Source organism: Streptomyces sp. NPDC015532 (assembly GCF_043078065.1).
Classification (GTDB): Bacteria; Actinomycetota; Actinomycetes; order Streptomycetales; family Streptomycetaceae; genus Streptomyces.
This window is the reverse complement of sequence record NZ_JBIBSY010000013.1, coordinates 259303-273042: the sequence shown is the minus strand read 5'-3', so window position 1 is coordinate 273042 and position 13740 is coordinate 259303. Positions and strand designations below refer to the sequence as shown.

The window sequence follows — 13740 nt, the reverse complement described above, 5'->3', positions numbered from 1 at the left end:
CGTACATCATCACCCGCCGGGTCGCCCCGGTCAATCCGGCCGGTCGATGGCCGGTCGATGGCCGGGGGGTGGCCGGTCGATCCGGCCGGTCGATCCAGGCATCAGGGGGACACCTTTCCTCCCTATACGCCGTATACGTACACTTGGCCCCGTAGGCGCATAGAGTCGACACGCAGGCTTTCGGGCAGGTGGGCCGTACGGAGGAAGTCATGGCCAGGCAGCGGACGCGGGACGACGACGGCGAGGCGGCCGAGCCCGCGCGGCGGGCCAGCGACCGGGGCCACTACGGCCGGCTGAGCCGGAAACTCGTGCTCGCCGCCGCCCTCGGGCTGGTGGACGAGGAGGGCCTGTCGGCGCTGAGCATGCGCCGCCTCGGTGCCCGGCTCGGAGTCGAGGCCATGGCGCTGTACCGCTACGCGGACGGCAAGGACGCCCTGCTGGACGGACTGGTCGAGGCCCTCTACCTCGAACTGGCGGAGCGCCTCGGCGCCGGTTCCGCGCCAGGGGACTCCACGGCGGCCGGCCCGGTCGCGTGGCGCGACGAACTGCACCGGATCGCGCGGGCCAGCTACGAGGTCTGCCTCGCCCACCCCCAGGCCGTACCGCTGCTCGCCACCCGCATGCTCGCCGTCCCGCTGGCCCGCAGACCGCCGGCCGTGCTCAGGGAACACGAGCGGGTGCTCGAACTGCTCCACGGGGCGGGGTTCGACCGTGTCCGCTCGGCGGCCGTGTTCCGCGCCTTCACCGGCTGGGTCCTCGGGTACGTGTCCGTGGAGCTGCGCGCCATGGTGGACAACCCCGACGAGGAGGACCCCGCCTTCCGGCTGGGTCTGCACCGGATGCCGCCTCAGGAACTGCCCCGGCTCCGCGAGATCGCCGCGACCCTCGCCGAGCGGGGCGGCCAGGACGGCCTGGACGCCGGACTGGACGCCCTGCTGGACCGCTTCGCGCAGGACTGAACGGTGACCCGGGGCACGGAATCCCACGGCGGCCGTCCAGGCTGAAGATGCACCGGTCCACCCCACGTGCCTACGATCAGTAGTGCCCCGTAACCCGGCGAACGGTCCTGTGCCGTCCGACGTAGGGAGGCGGTTCGGCTTGCTGCGGGTACATCGCCTCACCGGCGGCCTCCTGCGGCCACGACGCCTCGGTGTGTACGCCCTCCTGGTGACCTCCACCGCCGTCGTCTACATGGCCGTCTCCCCGACCCGGACCCCGCTGTGGGCCGTCATCGGACTCGGCGGCGTCGCGGCCATGCTCCTGGGCATCCAGGTCAACCGCCCGTCCCACCGCTGGCCGTGGCTGCTGCTGGCCGCGGGGCTGCTGGCGTTCGCGGCGGGCGACACGTCGTACAACGTGATGGAGTCGTACTTCCACTTCAACAACCCGTTCCCGTCGCCCGCGGACGCCTGCTACCTCGCCACGTATCCGCTGTTCGCCGCCGGTCTCTACGGCCTCGTGCGCTACCGCTGGCCGGGCCACGACCTGCCGAGTCTGCTCGACGCGCTGATCTTCGCGCTGGGACTCGCCCTGCCGGTCTGGGTGTTCCTGGTGCAGCCGCTCGCCCATGTGCCGGGCCTGACGTGGCAGCAGCGGGCCATCAGCATCGCGTACCCGATCGGCGACGTGCTCGTCCTCGCGATGCTGGCCCGCCTGCTGTCCGCGAGCCCCGGCTCCGGCCGTATCCCCTCCGTGCAGCTCCTCGTGCTGGGAACCGCGACACTGCTCACGTTCGACATCGCGTACGGGATTCTCCAGCTGAACAACCTGTGGCAGACCGGGACCCTCCTCGACGCCGGCTGGATTGTGTTCTACACCGCCTGGGGGCTCGCCGGACTGCATCCCTCGATGGTGGAACTGACCCGGCCCGTGGAGCGGCAGGAGTCCCTGCGGCCCACACGCCGTCGCCTGCTCCTGCTCGCCGCGGCCACCCTGGTGGCACCCGGGATCCTGCTGTACGAGGGACGGCGGGGCGACGCGCAGGACGCCGCCGTGATCGCGGTCTTCTCCGCCGCGCTCTTCCTGCTGGTGATCCTCCGGCTCTCCGGGATGGTGGTGGCCCACCGCAACGCGGTGGCCCGCGAGCAGGCCCTGCGCACGGCGGCCACGTCCCTGGTCGCGGCGGTCCGGCCCCAGGACGTGGCGCGGGCGTGCGACACCACCGTCAGCACACTGTTCGGGCCCAAGGTCACGCACCGGAGCCTGGTCCTGTCGGCCGAGTACGCGAGCGGCCTGGCGACCCGCCTCTCGCACCTGGTCCCCACGGCGGAGCTCGGGACGGACATCGCGGGCCGGCTCCACGGTCTGCCGACCACCCTGGTGTGCCCGATGATCCCGCCCGACGAGCCGGCCGGTGAACTGCCGGGCGTGCTGATGGCGGCGGGCCCCGAACAGCAACTCCTGGAGATCCAGAGTTCGCTGGAGATCCTGGCCTCGCACGCCGGACTGGCCGTGGAGCGGATCGCGCTGCGCCAGGAGATCATCCGCAAGGAGAGCGAGGCGTACTTTCGCACGCTGGTACGCAACGCCTCGGACGTCATCCTGATCATCGAGGACGACAACACGGTCCGGTACGCGAGCCCGTCCGCGCGAGCCGTCTTCGGCCAGGTGGAGCTCACCGGGGCGGCACTGCCCGAACTGGTGGACTCCAGCGACCGGACCCGGGTGGTCAGAGGTCTCGCCGCCCTGCGCAACGGCGGGGCCCCCGAGACCCATGACCACTGGTGGGTGCTGCGGCACGGCAGCCGCATCGAGGTCGAGGTGCGGTGCAGCGACCTGCGCAAGGACCCCACGGTGTCCGGACTGGTCATCACCCTGCGGGACGTGACCGAGCAACGGCGCCTGGAACACGAACTGACGGAACGGGCGTTCCACGATCCGCTGACCGGTCTGCCCAACCGGACCCTGCTCCTGGAGCGGATCGAGCGCGCGCTCCTGCGCAGCCGCCGCGGGGCGACGCTCACCTGTCTGCTCTTCATCGACCTCGACGACTTCAAGATGGTCAACGACACGATGGGGCACTCCACCGGCGACCACCTGCTGACCGCCGTCGGCGAACGGCTCTCGGGAGCCCTGCGTCGCACGGACACCGCGGCCCGCCTCGGGGGCGACGAGTTCGCCGTGCTGATGGAGGACGCGAAGAAGCCGCTGGACGCCGAACTCCTGGCGGCACAGGTGATCCAGGCGCTGAGCAGGCCGTTCAGCCTCCGCGAGGGCTCGGTCAGCGTGTCCGCGAGCGTCGGCGTGGCCACCGCCCGGGACAGTACGGACGCCGAGGAACTCCTCGGCCACGCCGACCTGGCCCTCTACGCGGCCAAGGCGGCGGGCAAGCGGCAGTGGCGCAGGTTCCTGCCCCGGCTCCGGGTGCGGATGGTGGAACGGCACGATCTCCAGGCACGTCTCGACGGCGCGGTGGCCCGGTCCGAGTTCACCTTGCGCTACCAGCCGGTCGTCGACATCAGCGCGGGCGAGGTCGTCGGCTTCGAGGCCCTGGCCCGCTGGCCGCATCCGCAGCACGAGCCGGTCCCGCCGGACCAGTTCATCGCCCTCGCCGAGGAGACGGGGCACATCACGCCGCTCGGCGCGTGGGTCCTGAGGAACGCCACCACCGACATGGCCGGGCTCCAGCGGGCGGCCGACGGGGCGGACCCGCCGTACGTCAGCGTGAACGTCTCCCCCCGCCAGTTCCGCGACAGCGGGTTCCTGGGCGAGGTGCGCAAGGCACTGGAGACTCCGGGGCTCGCCCCGGGGTCGCTCCAGCTGGAGCTCACCGAGACGGTGCTGATGCGCCGGGACGCGCAGATCCAGGCGGTCCTGTACTCGCTGAAGGACCTCGGGGTCCACATAGCCGTCGACGACTTCGGCAGCGGATACTCGTCGTTGCGGTATCTGCGGGACTTCCCCGTCGACGTACTGAAGATCGACAAGACGTTCATCGACGACATCGCGCTGGACACCCGGCAGGTCGCACTCGTCGAGGGGATCGTCGGCCTGGCCGACACCCTGGGCATCCAGGTGATCGCCGAGGGGATCGAGGATCCGGTGCAGCGGGATCTCCTGGCCGGCATGGGATGCCGGTTCGGACAGGGCTTCCTCTTCGCCCGGCCGATGACGGTGCAGCAGAGCGAGTTCCTGCTGCGGCAGCACGACGGGGTTCGCGCCCCGGCGCGGTCCGCCGCCGCGACGGCGGAAACGAGGTACGGAATGGGACAGACGGAGCCGGCGTCCGCGGACCCAGGCAAGGAGACACCCGCCCTGTCCGAGGCGGCGGGACCCGACGGGACACGGGCCGACGGCACGCAGGCCGACGGCACGCAGGGGGCGAGTACACGCCGCTCCAGACGCTGGCGCGACCTGGAACACCTGCGGCAGACCAACCCCATGAGCGACGCCGTGCTGGACGAGGTACGCGGCCGGCACATCCGCAGCGGCGACCACTGGATGATCGACTTCGCCTCCTGCAACTACCTCGGCTTCGACTGCGACCCGGAGATCATCCAGGCCATCGAGCCGGCCGTGCGACGCTGGGGCACCCACCCCAGCTGGTCCCGGCTGATCGGCAGTCCCCGCCTGTACCCCGACATCGAGGAACGGCTCGCCGACCTGCTCGGCGCGCCGGACACGCTGCTGCTGCCCACGCTGACCCTGATCCACGCCTCGGTGATCCCCGCCCTCGCGGGCCAGGGCCATGTCTTCGTCGAGGCCACGGCGCACCGGACCGTGTTCGACGGATGCGTGGGGGCCCGCGGACAGGGCGCGACGCTGCACCGGTTCCACGCCGAACGCCCCGACGACCTGGCCGCCATGCTGGACGCGGTGCCCGCCGACCTGCCCCGGCTGGTCTGCCTGGACGGTGTGAACAGCATGAGCGGGAACATCCCCGACCTGCCGAAGCTGACCGAGGTGTGCAGGCCGCGGAACGCCCTGATGTACGTCGACGACGCGCACGGCTTCGGTGTCATCGGGGAGCGCGGCCCGCAGGAGTCGTGTCCGTACGGGGACCGCGGCAACAGCATCGTGCGGCACACGGGAGAGTCGTACGAGGGGATCGTGCTCGTCGGCGGCTTCTCCAAGGCGTACTCGTCGCTGCTGGCCTTCCTCGCGCTGCCCACCTCGCTCAAGGACCGCCTCAAGACCGCCGCGGCCCCCTACCTCTACTCGGGTCCCTCGCCCACCGCCTCCCTCGCCACGGCGCTGGCCGGTCTGGAGGTCAACGACCGCCGCGGGGACGACATCCGGGCCGACCTGTACCGCAAGACCGGGCGTGTGCTCGACCACCTGGAGGAACTCGGCGTCGGCACCCTCAACACGGACCGTCTGCCGATCATCGAGATCCCCCTGGCCGACCCCGACGACCTGGACGCGGTCGGCGGGTTCCTGTGGGCCAACGGCATCTATGTGACGCTGGCGGCCTACCCCCTCGTACCCCGCGACCGGGTCGGTTTCCGGGTCCAGCTCACCGCCCTCAACTCGGACGAGGACGTCGAGCGGCTCAACGACACGCTCACCCGGCTCACCGAACGCTATCGGCTGCGGCCGAGGGAGGGAGTCAGCGATGACGGTACTCAATGACGACGTGGACTGGGACAGTTGGCCCGTCGAGGACTATCTGGCGGAGAACTACCGCGAGTTGCATCCCGCGGACACGGCGGTCATCAGCCACCACAGCGCGTTCTACCGCGGGTTCGCACCGGGCGACGTGGGCCGGGCCGTGGAGATCGGGGCGGGCCCCAATCTCTATCCGCTGATCCTCGCGTCCGCCGCGAGCCGCCGCATCGACGCCGTGGAGGCGGGTGCCTCCAACGCCGCTTATCTGGAGCGGCAGTTGAACGGGACGCCGGACAGGAGCTGGGTGCCGTTCCACACGTTGTGCCGCAACCTCAACCCGGACATACCCGAGACGCTGGAGGGGGCGCTGTCCTCGGTGCGTCTGGTGCACGGGGACCTGAGGTCCATCGAACCCTGGAGCTACGGCCTCGTCTCCATGCACTTCGTGGCGGAGGGGGCCACCGAGGACTTCGAGGAGTTCAAGGAATTCTGCCGCCGGTTCGTCCGGTGCGCGGTACCGGGCGGGCATCTGGTCGCCGCCTTCATGGAGAACATGCCGACCTACCGGATCGGCCCCGCGTCCCGCTGGCCCGGCTGCCCGGTGGACACGGACGTGATCACCGAGGTGTTCACCCCGCTCACCGACCGGCTCGCGGTCAGCCGCATCCCCTCGGATCCGACCCTGCCGGACTACGGGGACTCCGGGATGATCCTGCTCACCGGGGTGGCGGCGGCCTCTCCCCCGGGGTGAGCCACCGCCACCGCCACCACTCCCGTGCCGGGCTAACCGAGTTCCAGTGAGGTCACCCCGTGGACGCGTTCCCGCGCGAACTCCCTGACGGGCCCGGTGTACATGCGGGCCGTCTCGAAGGAGGGGGTCAGGCCGAGCTTCTCCACGAGGGCTACGGCCGCGGTGTTCGTCCGCGGCACGTCGACGGCGAGCGCGCCGCCGTCCGCGTCGGCGGCGAGCGCGGCGAACAGGGCGCGGGCGTCATCGGCGGTGTCGGCGAACAGGGGGCCGATCCGCAGGGAATCACGCGCCGGACGGATCACGGCGTAGCCGCTCAGCCTGCCGCCGTCGTCGTGGCGGACGAACGTGCGGTGTCCGGGGGTGGTCAGCCACGACTCCAGGAACACCGGCCGGTCGGCCGGAGAGCAGGCGCTGTCGTACGCCGTGATCGCCGCGCGATCCGCCGGGCCGGCCGGCCGCACCCCCGACGGCTCCTCCCCCACGGGGGCGACACCGGTGAACCGGGCGGTCCGGTAGGCGAGTTCGAAACCGGACTTCCGGTAGTTGTCCTGCTGCGCGACCACGCCGTCGAGGCCGACGGTCCGGCCGCCCGCGTGGGCGAGGGCCGTCTCCCAGGTCGCGAGGCCGTATCCGTTCCCGCGCAGGTCGGGGCGTACGAGATAGAAGCCCAGGAAGGCGTAGTCGGCGCTGTAGTTGACCACCGAGACGGCCGAGACCGGCTCCCCGTCGATCCGTCCGATGAAGAAGCCCCCGGGGTCCTGGGCGAAGAAGCTCGCGCTGTCGGACAGACCGGGATTCCATCCCTCGTCCGCCGCCCAGCCGCCGACGACCTTCCAGTCGTCGAGCGTGGCCTGGCTGACGACGAGGCCGTCGGGTCCCGGTGAGGTCATGGGGCGCTCCAATGCGTACAGGTCGGATGCGTGCCGGCATGCCAGGCGCGCGGTGCGCCGGGCCGGTCACTCGTGCGGCATCCTTCCCGATCTCCGTGCCGATCGCAGCGACAAGCCCCGCGCACGGGAGGGGATTCGGCCACTTCGGCGCCCACGTCCGGCACGACACCGCTCCCTGAGACCCCGGGCACTCCAGGTCGCCGGAACCCCGGGCACGACGGGCAGACGGGCATGACGAACAGACGCACAGCGGGACAGCGGGACAGCGGGACAGCGGGACAGCGGGACAGCGGGACAGCGAGGAGGCTCCACCGGTCACCCGTCCGATGGAGCCTCCCGATCGTGACCGCCGCGGATCAGCGCACCGCTGCGGGCCGGAACCGGCGGTACAGGACGGCACCGCCCAGCAGCATCGCCGCGCTCGCCGCGATGGCGGGCATCGCGGCGTCCGCGCCCGTGTGGGCGAGGGTGGCCACGGCCCCGCCGCGCTGCCGGACCTGCTCCGGCACCACGGTGTCGGGCGTCCCGGCGGGCGGGGTGGACGGCCTCGGGGCGGGGTTCACACGGTGGTGCTCCCGCACGGGCTCGGCACCCGAGGTGTTGACCGATTCGTTGCCGACGGCCGCGTTGCCGAGGCCGACCGCCGTCACCGAGTTGCCGCTGACGTTGACCGGGAGATCCACCGGGAGCTGAAGGCCGTTGCCGGAGAGCACACCCGGCGAATCCTTTCCGCCACCGTGCGCGACCGCTCCGCCACCGTCCCGGCCGTCGGCGCCGCGGTTACCGGCCGTGCCGCCCCGGCCGACGGCGCTCCCGTGCGCTCCGGCTCCGCCGTGCCGCCCGCCGCCGGTCGCGGCGACCCCGCTCCCGCCGCCCAGGTTGGCGCAGCGGTTGCCCGCGGCGGGGTTGAGCAGCCCGGCCACGTTCACCGTGTTCCCGCACAGGTTCACGGGGATGTGCACGGGGAGCTGGACGGTGTTGCCGGAGATCACGCCGGGCGAGCCTGCCGCCGCGCCGTCCGCCCCGGAGTCGGCTTGCGCCGGCATGGCCGCTGCCAGCGCGCCCGAGGCTGCGGCCGCGGCGATCAAACCATTTCGGGTCACCCGTTTCATACGTTCACTGCCTTCCTGACACCTACGTGGGCACTCGCCCACATTGCCAAGAACGCCTGCGGACCATCGGGGTTATGGCTCCTCGGGCTTTCACCCCATCGAGCGTCGTGTATTTCGAACAGCTTCCGCACCCCCGCGCGGGTCCCGGCACGGGGCGGGCGGCGACGGCCGGCCCCGCTCGCCCAGAGGCGTGCCACCGGGGCCGCGTCTATCGTGATCCGGGAGGTATCGCCGGTCCACCGCAGGCGACCCTGGAGGCAGGCATGCTGTCCGTGCACCAACGCATCGCGGTCGTGGGAGCCGCCACCGCGACGCTGACCCTGCTGGCGGCGGGACTGCCGACGGTGGCGACCGCCGACGGGCCCGACCTGTCCCGCTTCTACGGCCAGAAGGTCACGTGGGCGGTCTGCGAGGGCGAGGGCATGCCCAAGGACCTCCAGTGCGGCAAGATCACCGTCCCGCTCGACTACGCGAGGCCGGGCCGCGGGACGCTCGACCTGGCGCTGGCCCGCTACCGGGCCACGGGCCGTTCACGGGGGTCGGTGGTACTGAACTTCGGCGGTCCCGGCGGTGCGGGCGTTCCCGGGCTCGCCGCGGCCGGCAAGGACTTCATGGGCCTGACCAACGGCTACGACGTGGTGACCTTCGACCCCCGCGGCGTCGGCCGCTCCTCCCCCGTGAGCTGCGGCGACGGTGTGGACGAGATCTTCGGGGCGACCGCCGCCGGCACCGACGTGCAGGCGGCGCTCAAGGCGGTCAAGAAGGCCGCCGGCACCTGTGCCCGGAACTCGGGGCCCGTCCTCCCGCACATCGGCACGGTCGACGCCGCCCGGGACCTGGACGTGATGCGTCAGGCGCTCGGCGACAAGAAGCTCAACTACCTCGGATTCTCCTACGGGACGCGGCTCGGCGCGGTGTACGCGGCCCAGTTCCCGAAGAAGACGGGACGGATGGTGCTCGACGGGGTCGACACGCTCACCGAGCCGATCACCGAGCAGGGCCGCATAGGCGCGGCGGGACAGCAGACCGCGCTCGACGACTTCGTCACCTGGTGCGTGAGGAACATGGCCTGCCCGTTCGGACAGGACCGGCGCGGCGCGAGCGAGCAGGTGGTCCAGCTCGTCAGGTCGCTCGACCGGGACCCGGTGCCGTCGAAGTACGGCCAGGCGTTCTCCGGACAGGACCTGGTGGGCGCGATCAGCCAGGCGCTCTACAGCAAGGAGATGTGGCCCGTCCTCGAACAGGCTCTCAGTCTGCTGGTCCAGGACGGCGACACCCACGGACTCACCCAGCTCTACGGCGGCGCCTCCCTGCCCGCCACCTCCACACCCGTCCGGCAGGGGCCCCGGCAGAACGGCGGGCTCGTCGACGCCGAGGACGTCCCCCTCGACAATCTCCCCGCCGCCCTGATGGCCGTCAACTGCGCCGACGACCCCGACCGGCCCAGTGCCGGCCAGGTCGCCGAGCAGGTCGCCGGACTGCGTACCGCCTACGAGGAGGCGTCGCCCGTCTTCGGCCAGTACCGGCTCGCCCAGGTGCTGATGTGCTACGGCCGTCCGAAGGGCACCGACTACATACGCGAGAAGGTCCGCGACGTACCCGCCTCGAAGATCCTGCTCGTCGGCACCCGCGGGGACCCGGCGACCCCCTACCGCTGGACCGTGGAGACCGCCAAGCGGCTCGGTTCCTCGGCCGTGGTGCTCGACAACAAGGGCGACGGGCACACCGGGTACGCGTCCTCGAAGTGCGTGCACCGCAAGGTCGACGACTACCTGCTGTACGGGTCGCTGCCGGCCAGCGGCAGCTCCTGCGGTCCGCAGGACACGGACGGCTACTGAAGGTCACCCCACCGGGTGAGGGTGACGGCGCGCTCGGGCGTCCCGATCAGCGGCCTTCGCCTCCATGGGTTTGACTCCTGGTGTGCGCCGGATGCTCCCACTGCTGCTCGTCGCCCTCGGTGCGGCCGGGGCGCTGCTCCTGGCGGGCGCCGTCTCCGCGTGGTGGTGGTGCGCGGCGGGCCCGCTGCTGGCACTGACCGCGCTCGGCGGCCATGACCTGACACAGCGCCGCCACTCCGTGCCGCGCAACCATCCGCTGATCGGCCGTCTGCGCTTCCCGCCGGAGACGCCGCGCCCGGAGCGCCGGCGGTCCTTCGTCGAGAGCGGCGTCGGCGGGCGGCCCTTCGACCGTGCGGTCCGCACCCTCGTGTACGAGCGGGCCAAGGGCGTCGAGGCCGAGGAACCGTTCGGCACGGAGCACGACGTGTACGGGGACGGCCATGAGTTCCTGGAGCCGTCGATGCGCCCGGTCGCGGTTCCGGACGGGCCGCCCGTGGTCCGGGTGGGCGGCCCCGACTGCGCCCAGCCCTATGACATGGCCCTCCTGAACGTCTCCGCGATGAGCTTCGGAGCGCTGTCCCCGAACGCCGTCCTGGCGCTCAACAGGGGTGCCGCGCTGGGGGGTTTCGCGCAGGACACCGGCGAGGGCGGTCTGTCGGACCATCACCTGCGCGGTGGCGGTGACCTCGTCTGGGAGATCGGCACCGGGTACTTCGGCTGCCGTACCGCCGAAGGGGACTTCGAGGAAAGGGAGTTCAAGGACAAGGCCGCGCTGCCCGAGGTGAAGTGCGTGTCGCTGAAACTCTCCCAGGGGGCGATGCCGGGGTCCGGCGGGGTGCTGCCCGGGGCGAAGGTGAGCGCGGAGATCGCGCGGGCGCGCGGTGTGCCCGAGGGCGTCACCGTGCTGTCGCCTCCGCACCACCGGGTGTTCTCGACCCCGAGGGAGCTGGTGCGGTTCGTCGCCCGGATGCGCGACTTGGCGGGCGGCAAGCCGACCGGCCTGAAGCTCTGTGTCGGCTCGCGGCGCCAGTTCCTGGCCGTCTGCAAGGCGATGCTCGCCGAGGGGGTGTCACCCGACTTCATCGTCGTGGACGGCGCGGAGGGCGGCACGGGGGCCGCGCCCCACGAGTTCGCGGGCACCGTCGGGGCGCCGCTGACCGAGGGTCTGATCACGGTGCACAACGCGCTGGTCGGGGCCGGGCTGCGCGACCGGGTCCGGATCGGCGCGAGCGGGAAGGTCGCGACCGGCTCGGACCTCGTCAAACGCCTTGTCCAGGGCGCCGACTACACCAACGCCGCCCGCGCGATGATGTTCGCCGTCGGCTGTGTCCAGGCCCGGCGGTGCCACACGAACACCTGTCCGGCCGGTGTGGCGACCCAGGATCCGCGCCGGTTCCGGGCCCTGGACGTCGAGGACAAGTCCGAGCGGGTGCGGCGCTACCAGCGGGCCACCGTGCACAGCGCGAGCCGGATCATGGCCGCGATGGGCGTGCGGGATCCCGGCGAGCTCACACCCCACCGGCTGCTGCGGCGCGTCGGACCGACGACGGTGAGGTCGTACGCGGAGCTCTACGAGTGGCTCGCGCCCGGGGTGCTGCTCGCCGAGCCGCCCTCGGCCTGGGCGGCGGACTGGGCCGCCGCCGATCCGGACTCCTTCTGAGTCGCCGGGGCGGCCCGGCGAGCGCCGGCGGTCAGAAGTCCACGGGGTCCCGCACGATGGGGCAGGTCATGCAGTGACCGCCGCCGCGCCCTCGTCCCAGTTCGGACCCGACGATGGTGATGACCTCGACGCCGGCCTTGCGCAGCAGGGTGTTGGTCTGGGTGTTGCGGTCGTAGGTGACCACCACGCCGGGCTCCAGGGCGACGATCCCCAGGACGGCACCGGCGATCGAGAGGACGAGGATGACGACTTCGCGGGGCGAGAACGGCGCCCTGCCCTGCTCGCGGCGCGCCATCACGAACAGCACGGTGGCGGGCGTGTAGATGATGAAGGAGACGAGGAGGAATCTCAGTCCGGCCGCGTAGAGCAGGAACGCGGTGTAGACGGTGGCGAGGGAGGCGACGACGAGGTCGCCGCCGAACCTGCCCCGGGTGATCTTCACGGCGAAGGCCGCCGCGAGCAGGAACGGGATGAGCGTCAGCGCGCTCGTCACGTCCAGGGCGAAGTTGAAGGTGTCGTCCGAGAACAGCGTGACGACCGGGAAGACCTGGGAGAACAGGGTCGTCAGGAGCAGCGCGGGCACCGGGACGTCGGCGGCGGTGGAGCGGGACAGGAAGCGGGGCATTTCCTCGTCCTTGGCCGCGACGAACAGCACTTCGGCCGCCATCAGCGTCCAGGCGAGGTAGGCGCCGAGCACCGAGACTTCATCTGGCGAAGCGGGTGAGATTAGCAATGAAATGCCCGGAATGCGCAGGTAAAGGCCGACGCCAGGGTGCTGCGTCATCGATCTTCGAGGCCGACAATCGGATCACCGGGACGGAACGGCCCGGACAGTCGTCGGAGAGGTGCGCACCGCGTGAGTGAGCTGTTGGGTGTGGCGGTACTGGGTGCCGGCCACATGGGAGCCGACCATGTACGCCGCTTGGATCAGGTGGTGAGCGGTGCCAGAGTCGCCGCCGTGGCGGATCCCGACACCGGTCGCGCCGAGGAGGCGGTGGCAGGCATCGACGGCGTGTCGGTCCACGCCGAGGCGGCTGCCGCGCTCGACGCGCCCGGGGTGAACGCCGTACTGGTCTCCTCCCCCGGCCCCGCGCACGAGGAGGCCCTGCTCGCGGCGTTCGCCCGGGGTCTTCCCGTGCTGTGCGAGAAGCCGCTGGTGCCGGAGTCGGCCGGGGCGCTGCGGGTGATGGAGGCGGAGGTACGACTCGGGCGGCGGCTGGCGCAGGTCGGGTTCATGCGCCGGTACGACGCCGAGTACCGGCGCCTCAAGTCCCTGCTGGACAGCGGCCGGCTGGGCCGCCCGCTCATGCTGCACTGCACCCACCGCAACGTGTCCTCGCCGCCCGGGTTCACCTCGGCGATGCTGGTCAACAGTTCGGTCTCGCACGAGATCGACGCGGCGCGCTGGCTGCTGGGGCAGGAGCTCACGGCGGTGACCGTGCTGCGCCCCCGCTCGTCCGCGACCGCGCCCGAGGGGCTGATCGACCCTCAGTTCGTCCTGTTCGAGACGGCCGGCGGCGCCCTGGTCGACGTCGAGGTCTTCGTGAACTGCGGGTTCGGCTACCAGGTGGCGTGCGAGGCGGTGTGCGAGTCGGGGAGCGCGCGGATCGGTGACGAGCGCTCCCTGGCCGTCACGACGGCGGGCGGCAGGCACGAGGAGGTGGCGCAGGACTATCTCGTGCGCTTCGCCGACGCCTACGACCGTGAGGTGCAGGCCTGGGTGGACGCCACCCGGGCCGGCCGGGTCACCGGACCCGGGGTCTGGGACGGGTACGCGGCGTCCGCCGTCGCCGAGGCGGGAGTCCGGGCGCTGGAGAGCGGCGGCCGGGTGGCCGTCGAACTCGCCCCGCGCCCGGACCTCTACGCCTGACCGGCCACCGGCGCCCGGTGGCCGGTGGCCTTGACGCTCCCGGGCGGGCCGGCCCGTGGACCGGCCCGCCCG

At 72.0% G+C, this 13740-nt stretch carries 8 protein-coding genes and 1 pseudogene; 6 read left to right on the top strand and 3 right to left on the bottom strand.

All coding sequences use genetic code 11. From position 1 onward, the window contains the following. Positions 1-209 precede the first annotated feature (209 nt). The 3 genes from ACF07B_RS31985 to ACF07B_RS31975 all read left to right on the top strand — a co-directional run bounded on the left by ACF07B_RS31985 (position 210) and on the right by ACF07B_RS31975 (position 6298). Positions 210-959 carry a TetR/AcrR family transcriptional regulator gene (locus ACF07B_RS31985; protein WP_392181535.1) on the top strand — a complete coding sequence of 250 codons (750 nt, stop codon included), beginning with the start codon at positions 210-212 and terminating at the stop codon, positions 957-959. Positions 960-1191: 232 nt separating this feature from the next. Next, entirely contained in the window at positions 1192-5571 is a 4380-nt protein-coding gene (locus ACF07B_RS31980; RefSeq protein WP_392181567.1) for an aminotransferase class I/II-fold pyridoxal phosphate-dependent enzyme, read from the top strand. After that, a complete protein-coding gene (locus ACF07B_RS31975) occupies positions 5555-6298 on the top strand; it encodes a class I SAM-dependent methyltransferase (RefSeq protein WP_392181534.1) in 744 nt (247 codons plus the stop codon). Before ACF07B_RS31980 ends, ACF07B_RS31975 begins: the two co-directional genes overlap by 17 nt. Before the next feature lie 32 nt (positions 6299-6330). On the opposite strand, the gene ACF07B_RS31970 is transcribed toward ACF07B_RS31975, so the two are convergent. Together ACF07B_RS31970 and ACF07B_RS31965 are read right to left on the bottom strand one after the other, a co-directional pair. Then, entirely contained in the window at positions 6331-7188 is an 858-nt protein-coding gene (locus tag ACF07B_RS31970) for a GNAT family N-acetyltransferase (RefSeq protein ID WP_392181533.1), read from the bottom strand. A 356-nt stretch (positions 7189-7544) separates the two neighbouring features. After that, the gene (locus tag ACF07B_RS31965) at positions 7545-8300 is read right to left on the bottom strand and encodes a chaplin (RefSeq protein WP_392181532.1); all 756 of its coding nucleotides are present in this window, start codon (positions 8298-8300) and stop codon (positions 7545-7547) included. A 263-nt stretch (positions 8301-8563) separates the two neighbouring features. On the opposite strand from ACF07B_RS31965, the gene ACF07B_RS31960 reads away from it, so the two are divergent. Continuing rightward, positions 8564-10138, top strand: a complete 1575-nt coding sequence (locus tag ACF07B_RS31960) for an alpha/beta hydrolase (protein ID WP_392181531.1) — start codon at positions 8564-8566, stop codon at positions 10136-10138. A gap of 91 nt (positions 10139-10229) precedes the next feature. Next, positions 10230-11798 (top strand): FMN-binding glutamate synthase family protein, encoded by a 1569-nt coding sequence (locus ACF07B_RS31955; protein ID WP_392181530.1) that lies wholly within the window; start codon positions 10230-10232, stop codon positions 11796-11798. A gap of 31 nt (positions 11799-11829) precedes the next feature. On the opposite strand, the pseudogene ACF07B_RS31950 reads toward ACF07B_RS31955, so the two are convergent. Continuing rightward, positions 11830-12501, bottom strand: a pseudogene (locus ACF07B_RS31950) (arginine deiminase family protein); the annotation flags it as partial. A 153-nt stretch (positions 12502-12654) separates the two neighbouring features. Between ACF07B_RS31950 and ACF07B_RS31945 the strand changes: the two are divergent. Beyond that, positions 12655-13668: a Gfo/Idh/MocA family protein gene (locus tag ACF07B_RS31945; RefSeq protein ID WP_392181529.1), complete on the top strand. Its 1014-nt coding sequence runs from the start codon at positions 12655-12657 to the stop codon at positions 13666-13668. The last annotated feature ends 72 nt before the right edge of the window (positions 13669-13740 follow it).